An 18504-nucleotide genomic window follows, 5' to 3' on the forward strand; every position below is an offset into this window, starting at 1 on the left:
TCACGCTCCCTTCTTCGCGTGCCGCTCGGCCGGCTGGGTCACCCGGTCGAGCATCAGGCCGAGGCAGACGATCGCCGCGCCGGCCACCAGGCCGGTGGCCAGGTCGCCCTGCGCGAGGCCGAAGGCGACGTCGTAGCCGAGCGCGCCGCCGCCGACCAGGCCGCCGATGATGACGACGGCGAGGACCAGGACCACGCCCTGGTTGACCGCGAGCAGCAACGCCGGGCGGGCGAGCGGGAGCTGCACCTGGCGCAGCTGCTGGGCGCTCGTCGCGCCGAGCGAACGCGCCGACTCCAGGGCGGCCGGGTCGACCTGGCGCAGGCCCTGGGCGGTGATACGGACGACGGCCGGCAGCGCGTAGACGATCGCCGCCACGACGGCGGGTGCGCGGCCGACGCCGAACAGCGCGACGACCGGGATCAGGTACACGAACTGCGGCATCGTCTGGAAGACGTCCAGGACCGGGCGCAGCAGCCGTTCGAAGCGGTCGCTGCGGGCGGCCGCGATGCCGGTGGCGACACCGAGGACGAGGGTGACGGCCACGGCCGCCAGCACCTGGGACAGCGTGTCCAGGGACGGCTTCCACACCCCGAGCACACCGGTCGCGGCCATCGCGAGGACAGCGGTGAGCGCGGTGCGCCAGGTCCCGATCAGCCAGGCCAGCGCGGCGACGACGAGCAGCACCGACCACCAGGGCAGCCACTGGAGTCCGGCGCGCACCGGGTCCAGGATCCAGGTGGTGAAGTGGGCCGCCCAGTCGGCGGTGCCGCCCACGTAGGGGACGCCCGAGTACAGATGGGCGGTCATCCAGTCGACGGCGCGGTTCACCGGCTCGGCGATCGGAACGGTCCATGAGCCCGGCCACTCCAGGCGGCCTGCGAGACGTGTGGCCACGGCGACGACGACGGTCGCGACGGCGGCGTACGCCCATGCGGCGCGCCCGCCGGTCCGCTCCTCCTCGGCCCCCGCCGCACCGGTGACCCGGTCGAGGACGACCGCGAGCAGCACGATCGGGATGCCCGCGGCGAGCGCGGCGCCCACGTCGACGGAGGCGAGCGCCTGGTAGACGCGGTCGCCGAGACCGCCGGCACCGATCACGGAGGCGATGACCGCCATGGAGAGGGCCATCATGATCGTCTGGTTGAGGCCGAGCAGCAGTTCCTTGCGCGCCAGCGGCAGCCGGGCGGTGAACAGACGCTGGCGGGCGGTGGTGCCGAGCGACTCGACCGCTTCGAGGACCTCCTTGTCGGCGCCGCGCAGGCCCAGCGCGGTGAGCCGGGCCATCGGCGGGGCGGCGTACACGACGGTGGCCAGAACGGCCGCGGGGACGCCGATGCCGAAGACCAGGACGACGGGCAGGAGGTACGCGAACGCCGGCAGTACCTGCATGGTGTCGAGGACCGGGCGCAGGGCGCGGAACGTACGGTCGGACAGGCCCGCGGCGAGGCCGAGCAGCGCGCCGAGCAGCACCGAGACGAGCACCGCGACCACCATGAGCGCCAGCGTCTGCATGGTGGGCACCCACATGCCGAGCAGACCGCAGGCGACGAACGCGGCCGCCGTGCCGAGGGCGAGGCGGGCACCCGCGGCCCGCCAGGCCAGCAGCGCGGCGGCGGTCGTCACGCCCGCCCAGCCCGCGGCGAGCAGCACGAGGTAGACGGCGCGTACGGACAGCACGACGGCGTTGCTGACGTAGCCGAAGAAGTACAGGAATACGGGGTGGCTGTCGCGGTTGTCGATGACCCAGTTGCTGGCCGAGGCCAGCGGCTTGGAGAGGTCGACGGTGAGCGCGTGCGGCCAGCTGCCGCTCGCCCAGCGGGCGTCGGCCAGGGGCACGAGGACCGCCGCGACGACCGCGAGCAGCAGCAGCTTGCCCACGGCACGGTGTCTGAGGAGGCCGGAGGGTGTGGCCCTGGGTGCGGTGACGGTGAGCGTGGCCATCACACCACCTCCTCGGCCTGCCCCGTTCCGGTCACGGCGCCCCGCTCCGTCCCGGTCACGGCGTCCTGGCCTGCCACATCCATGGCACCCTGCCCGGTTCCGGTCACGGCGTCCTGCTCCGTGCCGGCCACGACGCCGAGCAGGCGCTCGTGGTCGACGACGCCGAGACAGCGGCCCTCGTCCATGACGCGGGCCGGGGAGCCGGTGCGGGCGACCGCCTCGATCGCCTCCGAGACCGTCGCGTCCGGCGACACCGCCGGGCCGCCCCCCGCCTCCTCCGCGGACGCGGCGCGCATGGCCGAGCGGACGGTCATGACCTGCTCGCGCGGCACGTCACGGACGAACGCGCGGACATAGTCGTCGGCCGGGGAGCCCACGATCTCCTCGGGGGTGCCCAGCTGCACGATGCGGCCGTCGCGCATCAGGGCGATGCGGTCGCCCAGCCTGAGGGCCTCGCTCAGATCGTGCGTGATGAAGACCATCGTGCGGCCCTCCTCGCGGTGCAGCCGGACCACCTCCTCCTGCATATCGCGCCGGATCAGCGGGTCGAGGGCGCTGAACGGCTCGTCGAACAGGAGCACTTCGGGGTCGACGGCGAGCGCGCGGGCGAGCCCGACCCGCTGCCGCTGGCCGCCGGACAGCTGGCTGGGGCGCCGATGTTCCATCCCCTCCAGGCCGACCTTGGCGACGAAGTCGGCGGCCCGCTCGCGGCGTTCGGCCCGGCCGATGCCCTGGATCTCAAGGCCGTACGCGACGTTGTCGAGGACAGTGCGGTGCGGCAGCAGGCCGAAGTGCTGGAAGACCATCGCGGCACGGTGGCGCCGCAGTTCGCGCAGCCGCGCCTTGTCCATGGCGCGGACGTCCTCGCCGTCGATGGCGATGGTGCCCGCGGTCGGCTCGATCAGGCGGGTCAGACAGCGCACGAGCGTGGACTTGCCGGAGCCGGACAGCCCCATGACGACGAACACCTCGCCCTTGCGGACGTCGAAGCCCACATCACGGACGGCGGCGGTGCAGCCGGTGCGTTCACGCAGCTCGGCGGCGGGAAGCGCGGCGAGTCCGGGGTCCGTGGGGATGCGGCCGGCCTTCGGGCCGAAGACCTTCCACAGGCCGTCGACCGAGAAGACGGGAGAGTCGGCGGAGTTGTCGGTGGGCGGTTTGCGAGTGGGAACTGCGAGGGCCATCAGGCCTCACCTCCGAGCAGGTCGGCGGCCTTCTCCCCGACCATGAGCACGCCGATCATCGGGTTCACGGCGGGCATGGTGGGGAAGACGGACGCGTCGGCGATGCGGATACCGTCAAGGCCGCGGATCTTCAAGCGGGGGTCGACCACGGCGAGTTCATCGGTCTCGGCGCCCATACGGCAGGTGCCGGCCGGGTGGTACACGGTGTGGGCGACCTTGCGCGCGTACGCGCTCAGTTCCTCGTCGCCGGTGAGGTGGGGGCCGGGGCACACTTCCCGCTTCAGCCAGCCCGCCAGCGGCTCGGTCTTCGCGATCTCGCGGGCGATGCGGATGCCGTCGACAAGGGTGCGACCGTCGTAGTCGTCCTCGTCGGTGAAGTAGCGGAAGTCGAGCGCGGGCTTCTCCTCGGGGTCGGCGCTCTTGAGGTAGAGGCGGCCCCGGCTCTTCGGCTTGGGGATGTTCGGGGTCATCGAGACGCCGAACTCCGGCCGCTCGTAGCCCAGTCGCTCCGGGTTGTCCGTGAACGGGATCTGGTAGAAGTGGAACATCAGGTCCGGGCCCGGCTGTTCGGGGTCGCGGCGCACGAACAGCCCGGCGTCGCTGTCCATCGCGGAGTTCTCCGGGATCGGGCCGTGCGTCTCCCACACGATCACCGACTCGGGGTGGTCGAGCAGGTTCTCGCCGACGCCCGGCAGGTCGTGCACGACCGGTATGCCGAGCTTCTCCAGGTCCGCCTTCGGGCCGATACCCGAGTGCAGCAGCAGCCGCGGGGAGTCGACCGCGCCCGCGCACAGCACTACCTCGCGCCGGGCCCGCAGAAGGATCTCCTCGCCGTCCTTGGTGCGCACGTGTACGCCCTCGGCGCGGGTGCCCTCGAGCTGCAGCCGGTACGCCCAGGTCTCCAGGAGGACGGTCAGGTTGGGGCGCTGGTCCATCACCGGGTGCAGATACGCCACCGACGCGCTGGAGCGCTTGTTGTTCTCGGGGTGGTAAGCGAGGTCGAAGAAGCCGACGCCCTCGGTGAACGGTTTGCTGTTGAAGCCCTCCACGCGAGGCACGCCGAGCGCCGTCTCGGCCGCGTCCACGAAGTCGCGGGCGATGGCGTTCCGGTCCTTCTCGTCGACCGGGACGATGTTGTTGAGGAGCCGCGCGTAGTACGCCTCCATCGGGACGGCGCCCCAGCCCTGGGCGCCGGCCGCCTCCCACTCGTCCCAGTCGGACGGCAGCGGCTTGAAGGCGATCAGCGTGTTGTGGGAGGAGCAGCCGCCGAGCACGCGGGCGCGGCTGTGCCGGATGTGGGAGTTGCCGCGCGGCTGCTCGGTGGTCGGGTAGTCGTAGTCCAGTTCACCCCCGAGCAGGCCCATCCAGCGGCGCAGGGTGAGGACGTCGTCGCGGCCGACGTCACTCGGGCCGCCCTCGATCACGGCGACGGTGACGTCCGGGTTCTCGGTGAGGCGGGAGGCGATGACGGATCCCGCGGTGCCGCCGCCGACGACGACATAGTCGTACTCGTGGCTGGTCCGGTGCATGGGGCTGGCTCCAAGGGTGGGGTGAGCGGGGAGGCAGAGGGTGGGGGCGGAGGACGCGGCGGTCGGGGTCAGCCCGCGAACCACCGGACCGGCTTCGGGGCGAGGTTCTGGTAGACGTGCTTGGCCTCGCGGTACTCGGCGAGGCCCGAGGGGCCGAGTTCGCGGCCGATGCCGCTCTTGCCGAAGCCGCCCCACTCCGCCTGCGGGAGGTAGGGGTGGAAGTCGTTGATCCAGACGGTGCCGTGGCGCAGCCGGCCTGCGACGCGGCGGGCGCGCCCCGGGTCGGTGGTCCACACGGCGCCGGCGAGGCCGTACTCGGTGTCGTTGGCGAGCGCGACCGCCTCGTCCTCGGTGCGGAAGGTCTCCACGGTCAGGACGGGCCCGAAGACCTCCTCCCGTACGACCCTCATCTCCCGGTGGCAGTGGTCGAGCACGGTGGGCTCGTAGAAATAGCCGGTGGCCGGCCTGGTCTCGTCGGGCTCGGGGCGCTTGCCGCCGCAGCGCAGCACGGCGCCCTCGGCGAGCGCGGAGGCGACGTACGCCTCCGTCTTGGCGCGCTGCTCGGCGGAGACCATCGGGCCGCACTCGACGCCCTTCTCGGTGCCCCGGCCGAGGCGTATCAGGGCCGCACGGCGTGCGAGTTCGGCGACGAAACGTTCGCGGACCGACTCCTCGACGATGAGGCGGGAGCCGGCCGAGCACACCTGGCCGCTGTGGATGAAGGCGGCGTTGAGAGCCTGGTCGACGGCGGTGTCGAAGCCGTCGTCGGTGGCGCAGGCGTCGGCGAAGACGACATTGGGGTTCTTGCCGCCGAGTTCGAGGGCGAGCTTCTTCACACCTACGACCGCGGCCTGCGCCACCTTGGTACCGCTGACGAGCCCGCCGGTGAAGGAGACCAGGTCCACGGCGGGGTGCTCGGCGAGACGGGCGCCGACCGAATGGCCGGGGCCGGTGACGATGTTGGCCACCCCGGCGGGCAGTCCGGCTTCGGCGAGCAGCTCGATCAGGGCGACCGTGGTCACCGGGGTGATCTCGCTCGGCTTGATCACGAAGGTGTTGCCTGCGGCGAGCGCGGGGGCGATCTTCCAGCTCGCCTGGAGCAGCGGGTAGTTCCAGGGCGTGATCAGGGCGCACACGCCGACGGGCTCGTGCACCACCACGCTGTGGAGGTCGGGCGTGCCGGCGTCGACGACACGGCCGGCGCTCTCGGCGGCGACGAGATCGGCGAAGTAGCGGAAGGCGTCGGCGACACAGTCGATGTCGACGCGCCCCTCCTCCAGCGTCTTGCCCGCGTCGCGGCTCTCCAGGAGGCCCAGCTCTTCGCGATCGCGCACGAGGAGGTCGGCGACACGGTGCAGCAGCGCGGCACGCTCGGCCGCGGACGTGCCCGGCCAGGGCCCCTCGTCGAAGGCGCGGCGGGCGGCCTCGACGGCCGCGTCGGCGTCCCGTTCGTCGCCCTCCGCGACCAGGGCGAGCGGCTCGGCATCCGCGGGGTCCAGGATTTCGCGCGTGGCGCCGGAGAGCGCGGCGCGCCACTCCCCTGCCGCATGAATGGTCTGTGCTGCCTGCCGTGCCTGCTCTGCCGCCATGATCGGTATTGCCTTCCGTTCCCTCTTGGTCACCCTGTGTTACACGCGTGTCACCCCCCTTGGGCGGCGTGCACCTGCCCCTTCGCCGTGGATGCATGCATTCGCGTGACCGAAAGTGCTCCGCGTCACTGAAAATGCGGTCGAAAAGGGTGAAAAGTACGCTGAGCCTGAGCTACTGGTGGAGGTGACGCGATGTTCCGCACGCATGGCTTCACGATCGCGACGCGAGCGACGGTGACGGCCGCGACGATGGGTCTGCTGGTCTCACCCGTGCTGGGCGGCGTGTCGTCGGCCGAGACAGCCGCCGACCAGAGCCCGGGGCAGCTCGCCGCGCAGGCGCAGAGCGCACTGCGGCAGGCGAGATCGGTCCGCGTCCACTACGAGGACCGCAGCGCGACCGCGATGAAGAGCCTCACCCTGCCCACGGCGATGAACCTCGCGATGGACCGGCAGGGCGACTGCGCGGGCACCCTGAGCCTCGGCACGCACGGCGGCACGATCCGGATCATCAAGCTCGGCACCGATGTGTGGCTGAAACCGGACGCGACGTTCTGGACGGCGGAACTGCCGGGCGACCGGGGCATCGCGGCGGCCGAGACGTTCACGAACCACTACATCCACGGCTCCACGTCCGACAGGCTCTTCAGCGGCGTCACCAACGCGTGCAGCCTCCAGGACCTCCAGACGGCCGCGACGGCGACCCCGCCCCCCTCGCTGAAGGAGGGCCTCGCGACGGTCGTGGACGGCACACGGGTGGTCCCGCTGTCCTTCAGCACGAACGGCCTGGACTCGACGCTCTACGTCACGACGGGCACGCCCCACCGCCTGTTCCGCGCGGCGCAGAAGGGCCCGGGCACGGACCTGACCCTCACCTTCACGGACTACAACATGCCGGTCCCGGCGAAGGCCCCGCCCGCGGGCGCGTCGGTGGAGGTCTCGAAGCTTCAGGACCTGCTGCGGACGACCTGACCTGAGCCGGAGCCGTCCGCCGGGCACGCGGTGACCCCGGACGGCGAGCGGAACGGCCGCAGGCCCCGCTCCCGGAGGAACCGGGAGCGGGGCCTGCGTGAAATCGCCGGTGGTGCGGCTCAGATGAGGCCGAGCGAGCGGACCGCCTCGCGCTCCTCCTCCAGCTCCTTCACCGAAGCGTCGATGCGGGCGCGGGAGAACTCGTTGATCTCCAGGCCCTGGACGATCTCGTACCTGCCGTCCTTGGTGGTGACCGGGAAGGAGGAGATCAGGCCCTCCGGGACGCCGTAGGAGCCGTCCGACGGGATGGCCATGGAGGTCCAGTCGCCCTCGGCCGTGCCGTTGACCCAGGTGTACACGTGGTCGATGGCGGCGTTGGCGGCGGAGGCGGCCGAGGACGCACCCCGCGCCTCGATGATCGCGGCGCCGCGCTTGGCGACGGTCGGGATGAAGTCCTCGGCGAGCCACTTCTCGTCGTTCACGGCCTCGGCGGCGTTCTTGCCGGCGACCGTGGCGTGGAAGATGTCCGGGTACTGGGTGGCGGAGTGGTTGCCCCAGATCGTCAGGCGCTTGATGTCGGCGACCGAGGTGCCGGTCTTCTTCGCGAGCTGGCTCAGCGCGCGGTTGTGGTCGAGACGGGTCATCGCGGTGAAGCGCTCGGCCGGTACGTCGGGGGCGGCGGCCTGGGCGATCAGGGCGTTGGTGTTGGCCGGGTTGCCGACGACGAGGACCTTGACGTCGTCCGCGGCGTGGTCGTTGATGGCCTTGCCCTGCGGCTTGAAGATCCCGCCGTTGGCCTCGAGGAGGTCGCCGCGCTCCATGCCCTTCGTACGGGGGCGGGCGCCGACGAGGAGGGCGACGTTGGTGCCGTCGAAGGCGACGTTCGGGTCGTCGCTGATCTCGATGCCCTGAAGGAGCGGGAACGCGCAGTCGTCGAGCTCCATGGCCGTGCCCTCGGCGGCCTTGAGGGCCGGGGTGATCTCCAGGAGGCGCAGCTTGACCGGCACGTCCGCGCCGAGCAGCTGGCCGGAGGCGATGCGGAAGAGCAGTGCGTAGCCGATCTGGCCGGCCGCGCCGGTGACGGTGACGTTCACGGGAGTGCGGGTCATGGCGTTCTCCGTAGGACAGCTGGCGGTGGGGCGTCGTCGCCCCGGGGTGCGGGATCCCCGCCGCCGGCTCGTGGCCGGCGCCCGCCGCGACGATCGATCGGGGTACCGATGATCGATCTCTTGGCGTCAAGAGAGATCCAGCCGTCAGGCTATCGCGCCTCCGTGATCCCGGACTGCCGGGTCCCTGTGGCCCGTCCCACAACCGGCTGAGGCGGCGGCCGCCGGTTTTCGAGAGAGGACGGAGCGGCGGCCGTCCGCTCCGAAGAGGGGGACGGAGCGGCGGCCGCCGCATGGGGGGCATCCGGCCGGAAGGGCTGTCGGCTTCCCGGCGCTGCACGGACTCCCGTGGGGGTACCGTGCGCCTGCCCGACGACGGCGAGCTCATGCGTGGCCGGGGCGATTGTTTTTCCACAGCGGCGCGCGGCCCTGTTCCGCACGCCTGTCGGCACCGGCCGGACACCTCCGCGCGCGTCCTCGTACGGGCTGTGCCAGGCGGGCTCCTTCGTACGCGCGGTGCCGTTCGCGCTGTGTCGTACGGGCGCCTCATACGCGCTACTTCGTGCAGCCCTTCCGTCCCGACGCCTGCGTCACGCACGCCTTCGCCGCAGCCGGGTCCTTCACGGCCACCATGGGGGTGTAGGCGTCCGTGTCCGCCGCCTCGGTGACGGACCCGGTCTGCTTGCCCGGCCCGCCCGCGGAGACCTCGACCGTGTCCCCCCGCTCCGCCCGGGTGATACGGGCCCACACGGCCCCGCACGTCCTGCTGTACCGGACCTCGACGAGGATCGTGCCCACGGTGACACTGCTGCTGCTCCTGGCCAGCGTGCCGCCGCAACCCATCTTCTCCGGGTCCTTGCCGGTGCAGCTCGCGCCGCCGCACTTGACGCCCACCGGCGGTTCCGGGTGCGCGCTCGCCGACGTCGCGGCCGGTTCGGGCGCCCCCGCGGGCTTCTTTCCGTCGCCGCCGGTGAGGAAGAAGGCCGCCGCGATCAGCACGAGCGCCCCGACCAGACCCGCGAGGAACGTCACCAGCCGCGGCTTGCGCCCCGAGCCCCCGGTGTCCGGCCGGCTCCCGCCGGGCGGGCCGCCCGCCGCCGCCCGTCCGTAGGTGCCCGCGGCCGTCGGCTGCGGCGGCCTGCCGGCGACCGCCCCGGCCGGGCCCGCGATCCCGGGCGCCGTCATGGCGCCGCGGGCCGCCGGTCCGGTGCGGCTCTTCGGCTGGGGAGCCGCCTCCTCGGGCTTGGCCGGCGCGGCGCGGGCCTGGGAGATCCGGAGGGCGTCCATGGTCATGTCGTGGCGCGTCTCCGCGCGGCTCCAGGCATGTTCGGCCCGCTCCCACAGGGTGGTCACATGGACGGGATCGGTGCCGGTCACCTCGGCGAGGGCGACGACGGCGCCCTTCGGCGCGAGCAGCCGGCCGCCCAGATACCGCTCCCAGGACGTCTTGCTGTAGCCCGTGCGGTCGGCCACGGCGGAGACGCTCATACCGCTGCGGTCCACGAGCCTCCGCAGCTGTCCCGCGAACTCCCTCACCTGCGGATCGAGTTCCTCGGGCAAGGCCTTCCAACCAGGCATCGCTTCCCCCCTCATCCCCCGGTGTGCGCTGACGTGCTCCCGTGCGTGGCCCGCCGCCGAGCCCCCGTTCCGACTGGCCACGGCCGTGCCCGTGGCCGGGGTTCCCCTTCCCCGGGCCGGGGCGCACGGGACGCCCTCGAACCGTCCCGATGGAACACGGTAGCCCGGGCATGGCGAGCATTCGGGGCGCATCCGCGAAGTTGTCGACACATCGTCACAACAGGGATAGGGCGGCGACCTCAGCAGCCACACCGGGCTCAGGTCACCCGAGCGTGACGGCTCCGACGAGAGCGACGACGAGCAGTGACAGCAGGGCGAGGAGCGCGGCGATCAGGAGGCGGCGCCCGGCAGGCCGCGCCGGGGGCGCCACCTCGGGCCGGTCCCACCAGGGAAGCGTCGGATCGTCCTCGTACTCCCCGGGCACGGGACCGTCGGCCGGAAGGATGGACGGACCGCCCGCCGCTACGGCGGGCTTCACCGTCGGCGGCACGGAAGCGTCGGCCGGCCCGGCGGCGTCCACCATCGGCGGCACGGAAGCGTCCGCCGGCACGGGCAGCGGGCCGCCGCCGGCCGGTGCGGATGCCGGGGCCGCGGCCGGGGCCGGGGCCGGCTGGCGGGGCCAGGCGTGCACGGCCAGTTCCCAGCGCACCCCGAAGCGTTCGGCCTCCTCGCCTGCGAGCCCCGCGACCCGGCAGAGCGCGGCGACCGCCTGGCGGGGCGGCGGCTGGGTGGCGTTGAGGTAGCGCTGCCAGGACGACTTGCTGTACGCGGTACGCGCGCCGAGGGCGACGAGGCTGAGTCCGGTGCGGTCCTTCAGGAGCCGCAACCGCTCCACGAAGTGCCGTACCTCCGGCGGCAGATCGTCCGGCAGCGGCTGCCAGGCGCCCATCGCTCACTCCTCCGCGTTACCCGGCCCAAAGGCCTCCGTCCGTTCGATTGACGGCGTCGGGGCGGGGTCGGTTCCGTCGCGGGGGCGCGGACACGGCAGCGGAATGGTCACCTCCGTGCCACAGCCGGTTGCCAGGTGTTGAACAGCTCACCCGCGTACACAAGGGTGTTTCCCGGGCGGCCGGGCCGCCCGGGCGCCCGGCCTCCCACGGGGGAGAGGCCGAGCGCCCCTCGCTCTCGGCCCACTCGGCCCGGACGACGGCGGGCCGCCCCTCGCGGAGAAGGGGCGGCCCGCCGTGATGTGTGCCTGAAGGCCGCGGCCTCAGGTGCGCACCGTGAAGTGCAGTGTGTCGTCCAGGAACGGTATCTCCAGCCACGGGTGGGGCTGGGCCATCATCGCGAGCAGCACGATGGCCAGGCCCAGGACGCCGTAGGTGACCATGTCGGTGAAGCGGGAACGCACCGCGAGCATGCCCACGTCGGGCAGCATCCAGCGCATCACGGCGCCGCCCAGCAGCGCGACGCCGATCAGGATCGTGCCGAAGCGGAACGCGTCCAGCGCGGTCAGCAGCAGTCCCAGCCCGACAGCGCCCAGCACCGCGAGGATCGGCCACTGCCGGGCGGGCGCGGGCGCGTCACCGGGCGCGGCCCGGCCGCCGCCCTCGGGCCGCGCGGTGTCCCGGGTGATCCGCGGAAACCTCCGGGTCGTTCGCACCGGCCGTCCGGCGGCGTCAGGAGCGCTCACCGCGTCCCGCACCACTGGCTCGCCGTCCGTCTCCCGCCGCTGTGCGGTGGCCTTCTCCCGGGTGCCCTCGGGCTCGCCGTCAGCCGACACGGCGCTCCGCCGCCTCGACCACGTTGACGAGCAGCTGGGCACGGGTCATCGGGCCCACGCCGCCCGGGTTCGGGGAGATCCAGCCGGCCACCTCGGCGACGTCCGGGTGGACGTCGCCCACGATCTTGCCCTCGGCGCTGCGCGAGACACCGACGTCGAGGACGGCGGCGCCCGGCTTCACGTCCTCGGGCCGGATCAGATGCGCGGAGCCCGCCGCGGCGACGATGATGTCGGCCCGCCGCAGATGCGCCGAGAGGTCGCGGGTGCCGGTGTGGCACTGGGTGACCGTGGCGTTCTCGCTGCGCCGGGTCAGCAGCAGCGGCATCGGGCGCCCGATGGTCACGCCCCGGCCGACCACCACGACCTCGGCGCCCTTGATCTCCACGCCGTAGCGGCGCAGCAGGGTGAGCACGCCGTTGGGGGTGCAGGGCAGCGGCGCGGGCTCGTTCAGCACCAGGCGCCCGAGGTTCATCGGGTGCAGGCCGTCCGCGTCCTTCTCCGGGTCCATCAGCTCCAGGATCCGGTTCTCGTCGATGCCCTTGGGCAGCGGCAGCTGCACGATGTAACCGGTGCAGGCCGGGTCCTCGTTCAGTTCGCGGACGACCGCCTCGATCTCCTCCTGAGTGGCCGTCGCGGGCAGTTCACGCTGGATCGACGCGATGCCGACCTCCGCGCAGTCGCGGTGCTTGCCCGCGACGTACTTCCGGCTGCCGGGGTCGTCCCCGACCAGGATCGTGCCGAGGCCGGGCGTGATGCCCTTCTCCCTCAGCGCCGCCACGCGGACGGTCAGATCGGACTTGATCGCGGCTGCGGTGGCCTTGCCATCGAGAATCTGGGCGGTCATGGCCCCCATCCTCCCGGATGACCCGCCCCCGGTTCCAATCCGCGCGCCCTGCGGACCCTCTGCGACCGCCCCCCGACGCCCCGTCCCATTCCGCCCGTGATCGGAGAGGTTGCGCTTGCACAACACATGCGAAATGCCGCTGGACAAAGGTGCGACCACTGAGAACGATGAACATCGGTGCCGCGGGCAGTATCCGGGGGGACGGACCGCAACTGTAGAACTTTCCTCCGATCCGTGCCGCGCTCGTCCCCGCACTTGAGCAGACGGAGGAAAGACCCCTCATGAGTTTCGGCGAACCGAACAACCCCTACGGCCCGCCGCAGGGCCAGCAGCCGGGCTACGGCCACCCGCAGGGCCAGCAGCCCGGCTACGGCTACCCGCAGGCCCCGCCGGCGCCGCAGGGCTACGGCCAGCAGCCCTTCCCGACGACCATGTCCGGCACCGTCGGTGCCGCCCGCGTGCTGCTGTGGGTCATCGTCGGCCTTCAGCTGATCGGTGCGGGCGTGTTCGCCGTCCTTGGCGCGAGCGTCCACGCCGCCAGGAACGACTCCGAGCTGAAGAACAACTCCAACTTCCAGCAGCTCGCCGACTACTCGACCGGCTGGCTGTGGGCGATCACGGTGTTCGCCGTGGCCTGGGCGGTGTTCGCTGCCGTACTGGCCGTGAAGTTCAACACCGGCGGCAACGGCGTCCGGATCACCATCCTGGTGTTCGCGATCATCACCGCCATCCTCGGCATCTACCCGTTCGTCATCGTGGGCCTGCTCCACACGGTGCTCGCCATCCTCATCGCCGTCTTCGTCGGCAACTCCGGCGGCTCGGCCTGGTTCAACCGGCCCAGGCAGCAGCCCGCGTACTGACCGGGACGGCCACGCGAGCGGCCTCCGGCATCCTCTCGGGGATGCCGGAGGCCGCTCGCGTGTGGGGCGCGGCTCAGTGGAAGAAGTGGCGCGTGCCCGTGAAGTACATGGTCACGCCCGCCTTCTGCGCGGCCTCCACGACCTGCTCGTCGCGGATCGAACCGCCCGGCTGGACAATCGCCTTGACGCCCGCGGCGATCAGGATCTCCGGTCCGTCGGGGAACGGGAAGAAGGCGTCCGAGGCGGCGTAGGAGCCGCGCGCCCGCTCCTCGCCCGCCCGCGCGACGGCGAGTTTGCAGGAGTCCACCCGGTTGACCTGGCCCATGCCGACCCCGACCGAGGCGCCGTCCTTGGCGAGCAGGATGGCGTTGGACTTGACGGCACGGCACGCCCGCCAGGCGAAGGCCAGCTCCTTCAGCTCGTCGGCGGTCAGCGCCTCGCCCGACGCCAGCGTCCAGTTGGCCGGGTCGTCGCCGTCGGCCTGGAGGCGGTCGGTGGCCTGGAGGAGGACGCCGCCGTCGATCTGCTTGGCCTCCAACCGGTTGCAGGGGCCGTTCGGGGCCTTGAGGACCCGGATGTTCTTCTTCTTGGTGAGGGCCTCCAGCGCGCCCTCCTCGTAGTCCGGCGCGACGATGACCTCGGTGAAGATCTCGGCGACCTGCTCGGCCATCTCCCGGCTCACCGGCCGGTTGACGGCGATGACACCGCCGAACGCGGACAGCGGGTCGCAGGCGTGCGCCTTGCGGTGCGCCTCGGCGACGTCCGCGCCGATCGCGATGCCGCACGGGTTGGCGTGCTTGATGATCGCGACGCACGGCTCGTCGTGGTCGTACGCGGCACGGCGCGCGGCGTCCGTGTCGGTGTAGTTGTTGTACGACATCTCCTTGCCGTGCAGCTGCTCCGCCTCGGCGAGGCCGCCGCCGTTGCCGTCGACGTAGAGGGCGGCGGGCTGGTGGGGGTTCTCGCCGTAGCGCAGCGTGTTCTTGCGCTCGTAGGTGGCGCCCAGGAAGTCCGGGAAGCCCGAGTCGTCCACGGGCGCGTACGAGGACGCGAACCAGTGGGCGACGGCGACGTCGTAGGCGGCGGTGTGCTGGAAGGCCTCCGCGGCCAGGCGCTTGCGCGCGGTGAGGTCGAAGCCGCCGTCGCGGACCGCGGCGAGGACGTCGGCGTACCGCTCGGGGCTGGTGACGACGGCCACGGACGGGTGGTTCTTGGCGGCGGCGCGGACCATGGAGGGGCCGCCGATGTCGATTTGCTCGACGCACTCGTCGGGGGACGCCCCGGAGGCGACGGTCTCCCGGAAGGGGTAGAGGTTGACGACGACGAGGTCGAACGGCTCGACACCCAGCTCGGCGAGCTGCCGGCGGTGGCTGTCCAGGCGCAGGTCGGCCAGGATGCCCGCGTGGACCTTGGGGTGCAGGGTCTTGACCCGGCCGTCCAGGCACTCGGGGAAGCCGGTCAGCTCCTCGACCTTGGTGACGGGAACGCCCGCGGCGGCGATCCTCGACGCGGTGGAGCCGGTGGAGACGAGCTCGACACCGGCCTCGTGGAGCCCTCGGGCGAGCTCTTCGAGCCCCGTCTTGTCGTAGACACTGACGAGCGCGCGCCGGATGGGCCGCTTGGTGCTCTCGGCGGTCACTGGATTACTACCTTTCGTCCCTCGATGCGATAGCCGTTGCGGGCGAGGCGCCCCACGACCTCGACGAGCAGCCTTCGCTCGACTTCCTTGATGCGCTCGTGCAGAGCGCTCTCGTCGTCCTCGTCCCGGACCTCCACCACGCCCTGAGCGATGATCGGTCCGGTGTCGACGCCGTCGTCGACGAAGTGGACGGTGCAGCCCGTGACCTTGGCGCCGTACGCAAGCGCGTCGCGCACGCCGTGGGCTCCGGGAAAACTGGGCAGCAGCGCGGGGTGGGTGTTGACGAACCGCCCGCCGAACCGTGCGAGGAACTCCTTCCCCACGATCTTCATGAAGCCCGCGGAGACGACGAGATCGGGCTCGTACGCCGCGACGGCCTCGGTGAGGGCCGCGTCCCAGGACTCCCGGCTGTCGTGGTCCTTGACCCGGCACACGAAGGTGGGCAGCCCGGCGCGCTCTGCGCGGGCGAGGCCCTCGATGCCGCCGCGGTCGGCGCCGACGGCGACGACCTCCGCCCCGTAGGCGGCGGGACCCGTCTCGGCGATGGCCTCGAGGAGCGCCTGGAGATTGGTGCCGGACCCGGAGACCAGGACGACCAGACGCTTGGCCGCGGACTCGGAGGCGGTCTCGGCCACGGACTCGGCCACGAGGGGGCCCTTTCTCGGGAGAGCGTTCATGCGGTCGCTCGGAGAGCATGGCGCTCGGGAGTGCGTTTGTAGGGTCGCACGAATGCTTCGCATACCCGGATACGGGGAAGTCTACGAATCGGTCGACCGTCAGCAACGATACCGGCACACCGGACGGCTCCCATGGGACGGGGGCGTGTCCGGGAGGTAGCGTCTGCGGAGAACCGCCCGGGGAAGCAGGATCGACGCGGGGGAACGCCCGGCCTGCGCTGAACGTTGATCGGGACGAGGACGCCCGCCCGGGCGCGCCCGCCACGCGGCCCGCTCCGCCGACCAGCCGCCCGCCAGAACCACCAAGGGGAAGACGCACACCTGATGCCGGACCGCAGTCTCCGACTCCCTCCGCTGCTGCTGCGCGAGCGGCACCCCTCTCCCGTGCCGCCGCGGGAGAGCGGCGAGACCCCCGGCGACGGGGGCGACTCCGCGGGCGGTGGGCGGGGCCAGGGGGCGCCCGCGGACGACAACCCCTTCGCGCCGCCGCCGCAGGGCACACCGGACCGGCCCTGGCGGCCGCGCCACCCGGCACCCGGCCAGGGGCAGGGGCAGGACGACTCCGACCAGCAGGACGGACGTTCTCCGTGGGGCAGCCAGTGGAGCGACCGGCAGCCCGGCCCCGCGTCGGGCGGTCGCTTCGGCGAGCGTCCGGGCGGATCCGGCGGACAGGGCGGCCCCGGTGGTCAGGGCGGCCCCGAGGGGCCCGGCGGCCCTGGTCCCGGTCTGCGCTGGGACCCCACGGACCCCGCCCAGCGCCGCGCGCGCTATGCGCTGCTGTCCGGCATGTGGGCCTTCTTCTTCGCCCTCTTCAGCTGGCCGTACGTGGCCCTGCTGCTGGGCGCCCTGGCGGTCTACTGGGGTACGAGCGCACTGCGCGCCAAGAGCCGCACCCCCGACCCGAGCGCCCCGACGCCCCCCGCCCGCCCGCAGACGACGGCGGCGATCAGCGGTCTGGTCACGGCATCCCTGGCGATCATGATGGTGGCGGCCACGTTCACGGCCCAGTTGGTCTACCGCGACTACTACACGTGTCTGAACGACTCCCTGACAACGGCGGCGAGGCATTCGTGCACCGACCTGCTGCCGCAGAACCTGCGAGGGGTCCTGGGCACGCAGGGATGATCGGGACGGCGTCCTCCGGTGCCGCGGGCGGACGGCTTGCCGGCCCTTCGTCCCCCGGACGTCCTCAGCGGTTCGGCCCTGAGCCCTGCGGAGACTCGCCCCAGCCGAATTCCGACAGGAACGGATCCAGCTCCCCCGGCAGCACCCCGTAGGGCTTGAGGTCGGGGTCCTCCCACAGCGTGTCGCCCGGCTGAGGGCCCCCGGCGGGTTCCGGGACCGTCGGCGACGACACCGAGGGCGCGGGCACCACGGCAGACTCCCGCATCGGCCGGGACCACCACACGCGCCGTTCACGCGGAGTTGCCTTCCCGGTCCCGCACAGCCGCCAAGCCCGTACACCGAGCGCCACCGGCAGCCCCATCCCCACCGTCCAGCCGGCCGCCGCACCGCCCACCTGCCACCCCACCGGCCCGAAGTGCGCCAGCACGGCCACCCCGAGCGGCCCTCCCGCCGCCTCCGCGAGCCCCCCGAGCAGCGCCGCGCACACCAGCCCCGCCCCCACGAGCGCAGCCGCCGTCCGTCCGGCCGACCACACCCCGTCCCGGCCCCGCCCCGGCTCCCGGGCCCGGCACGCCGCCCCCGCCACGAACCACCCGACCGTCACCCCCGCCGCGGCCGGAACCGACCCCACCGCCCACCACAGCGGTCCGGCCCCCGTAGTGGGCACCGCCGCCAGCAGCGGGAACGGCGGCAGCAGCGCCGGGGGCCGTGCCGTGGACAACGGCCCCACCACATGCCCGGCACCCAGCAGGAACCCGGGCCCGAGCCCGTAGGCCGCGCCCCACACGGCCGCGTTCGGTGCCAGCGCCACCGCCAGCAGCAGCACCGCAGACCGCCCCGACCATCCCTCCGTGAGCTGGAGGAACGACGCCCGCGCGGCCCCGCCGTGCCACACCATCGCCGTACCCACGAGCAGCGCGCCCCCGCCCACGAGCGTGGCCGTCCCGGCCAGGGCGGCCCGCAGGACCGGGGGCCCCATCCGCCCGCCGGAGCCCACCGGCTCGGCTGCCACCAGCCGCCGCACGGCAGAGGGCAGCCGCTCCAGCGCCCGGTGCGCGCCCGGGCGCCCGTGCGCCGTCCACACGCCCACTCCCGACGTCACCACGGTGACCAGGGACAGGCACACCACGGTCCAGGTCCACGACGGTCGCAGCGTCCCGCCCGAGGCATACAGCGCCGCCGCCGCGCCGACCCCGAGGTAGCCCAGCGCCACGCCGGACCATGCCGTACCGGCGGCGACGAGCGGCACGTCGCTCTCCCCGCCCTCGGCGCCCTCCCCATCCTCGACGCCCCTGTCCTCGACGCCCTCCCCGTCCACCGCGTCGCGCCCCGCCCGGTACAGCAGCCACACCGGCCCCACGGCCAGCAGCAGCGGCGTCACCCCGACGGGCGCGGGCATCCCGGAGAGCGTCTCCGTGCGCATGAGCACGACACCATGGGCGAGCAGCCACAACGAGGCCGCCAGGTGCAGCGCGCCGCCGGGGCCGCTGTCGGGGAACGGCGAACTGATCCACAGCACGATCACAAGCAGGGCGAGCGAGCCGAGCCCCAGCACCGCGGCGACGGCGCCGCACAGGAGGCTGCCGCCCAGCCCGGGCCATCGGTCGCGCGACCGGGCGGGCAGAGGCGAGAGCGGGGTTCGGCGGTCGGTCCATCGGGTCACGCCCGCCATGCTCCCAACGACACGCGCTTTCCCGTCGTAACAGGGGAAGTGCCGATGTGTCGCCCAATATATGGTTA

The 18504-nt window shown here is 72.8% G+C and carries 15 protein-coding genes; 3 read left to right on the forward strand and 12 right to left on the reverse strand.

Going from position 1 to position 18504, the window contains the following annotated elements; all coding sequences use genetic code 11:
- The 4 genes from ABZ823_RS03750 to ABZ823_RS03765 form a co-directional block, all read right to left on the reverse strand.
- Entirely contained in the window at positions 1-1941 is a 1941-nt protein-coding gene (locus tag ABZ823_RS03750) for an ABC transporter permease subunit (protein ID WP_361653295.1), read from the reverse strand.
- Positions 1941-3125: a glycine betaine/L-proline ABC transporter ATP-binding protein gene (locus tag ABZ823_RS03755; protein ID WP_361653297.1), complete on the reverse strand. Its 1185-nt coding sequence runs from the start codon at positions 3123-3125 to the stop codon at positions 1941-1943. Before ABZ823_RS03755 ends, ABZ823_RS03750 begins: the two co-directional genes overlap by 1 nt.
- A complete protein-coding gene (locus ABZ823_RS03760; protein WP_361653299.1) occupies positions 3125-4654 on the reverse strand; it encodes a GMC oxidoreductase in 1530 nt (509 codons plus the stop codon). The genes ABZ823_RS03755 and ABZ823_RS03760 overlap by 1 nt, the downstream gene beginning before the upstream one ends.
- Before the next feature lie 68 nt (positions 4655-4722).
- On the reverse strand, positions 4723-6243 hold the full coding sequence (locus ABZ823_RS03765) for an aldehyde dehydrogenase family protein (protein ID WP_361653301.1): 1521 nt from the start codon (positions 6241-6243) through the stop codon (positions 4723-4725).
- 192 nt (positions 6244-6435) lie between these two features.
- Between ABZ823_RS03765 and ABZ823_RS03770 the strand changes: the two genes are divergently transcribed.
- Positions 6436-7212, forward strand: a complete 777-nt coding sequence (locus tag ABZ823_RS03770; protein ID WP_361653303.1) for a hypothetical protein — start codon at positions 6436-6438, stop codon at positions 7210-7212.
- Between the two features lie 119 nt (positions 7213-7331).
- On the opposite strand, the gene ABZ823_RS03775 is transcribed toward ABZ823_RS03770, so the two are convergent.
- The 5 genes from ABZ823_RS03775 to ABZ823_RS03795 form a co-directional block, all read right to left on the reverse strand.
- Positions 7332-8321: a malate dehydrogenase gene (locus ABZ823_RS03775; protein WP_361653305.1), complete on the reverse strand. Its 990-nt coding sequence runs from the start codon at positions 8319-8321 to the stop codon at positions 7332-7334.
- A gap of 552 nt (positions 8322-8873) precedes the next feature.
- On the reverse strand, positions 8874-9896 hold the full coding sequence (locus ABZ823_RS03780) for a DUF2690 domain-containing protein (protein WP_361653307.1): 1023 nt from the start codon (positions 9894-9896) through the stop codon (positions 8874-8876).
- 262 nt (positions 9897-10158) lie between these two features.
- A complete protein-coding gene (locus tag ABZ823_RS03785) occupies positions 10159-10785 on the reverse strand; it encodes a helix-turn-helix transcriptional regulator (RefSeq protein ID WP_361653309.1) in 627 nt (208 codons plus the stop codon).
- 321 nt (positions 10786-11106) lie between these two features.
- Complete coding sequence (locus ABZ823_RS03790; protein ID WP_361653311.1) at positions 11107-11619, reverse strand: DUF3017 domain-containing protein; 513 nt, start codon at positions 11617-11619, stop codon at positions 11107-11109.
- Entirely contained in the window at positions 11609-12463 is an 855-nt protein-coding gene (locus tag ABZ823_RS03795; protein WP_361653313.1) for a bifunctional methylenetetrahydrofolate dehydrogenase/methenyltetrahydrofolate cyclohydrolase, read from the reverse strand. Before ABZ823_RS03795 ends, ABZ823_RS03790 begins: the two co-directional genes overlap by 11 nt.
- Positions 12464-12744: 281 nt before the next feature.
- On the opposite strand from ABZ823_RS03795, the gene ABZ823_RS03800 reads away from it, so the two are divergent.
- Positions 12745-13323 carry a hypothetical protein gene (locus ABZ823_RS03800; protein ID WP_361653315.1) on the forward strand — a complete coding sequence of 193 codons (579 nt, stop codon included), beginning with the start codon at positions 12745-12747 and terminating at the stop codon, positions 13321-13323.
- 73 nt (positions 13324-13396) lie between these two features.
- Here the strand turns inward: ABZ823_RS03800 and purH are convergent, their stop codons facing one another.
- Together purH and purN are read right to left on the reverse strand one after the other, a co-directional pair.
- Positions 13397-14962, reverse strand: a complete 1566-nt coding sequence (purH, locus tag ABZ823_RS03805; protein WP_361653318.1) for a bifunctional phosphoribosylaminoimidazolecarboxamide formyltransferase/IMP cyclohydrolase — start codon at positions 14960-14962, stop codon at positions 13397-13399.
- Positions 14959-15639, reverse strand: coding sequence for a phosphoribosylglycinamide formyltransferase (gene purN, locus ABZ823_RS03810; protein ID WP_361653320.1), 681 nt, complete (start codon positions 15637-15639; stop codon positions 14959-14961). Before purN ends, purH begins: the two co-directional genes overlap by 4 nt.
- Positions 15640-15963: 324 nt before the next feature.
- Between purN and ABZ823_RS03815 the strand changes: the two genes are divergently transcribed.
- On the forward strand, positions 15964-16764 hold the full coding sequence (locus tag ABZ823_RS03815; RefSeq protein ID WP_361653322.1) for a hypothetical protein: 801 nt from the start codon (positions 15964-15966) through the stop codon (positions 16762-16764).
- 64 nt (positions 16765-16828) lie between these two features.
- Here ABZ823_RS03815 and ABZ823_RS03820 read toward each other — a convergent pair whose 3' ends face one another.
- Positions 16829-18436 carry a DUF6350 family protein gene (locus ABZ823_RS03820; protein WP_361653324.1) on the reverse strand — a complete coding sequence of 536 codons (1608 nt, stop codon included), beginning with the start codon at positions 18434-18436 and terminating at the stop codon, positions 16829-16831.
- Between the last annotated feature and the right edge of the window lie 68 nt (positions 18437-18504).

Source organism: Streptomyces sp. NPDC047079 (genome assembly GCF_040643755.1).
Classification (GTDB): Bacteria; Actinomycetota; Actinomycetes; order Streptomycetales; family Streptomycetaceae; genus Streptomyces.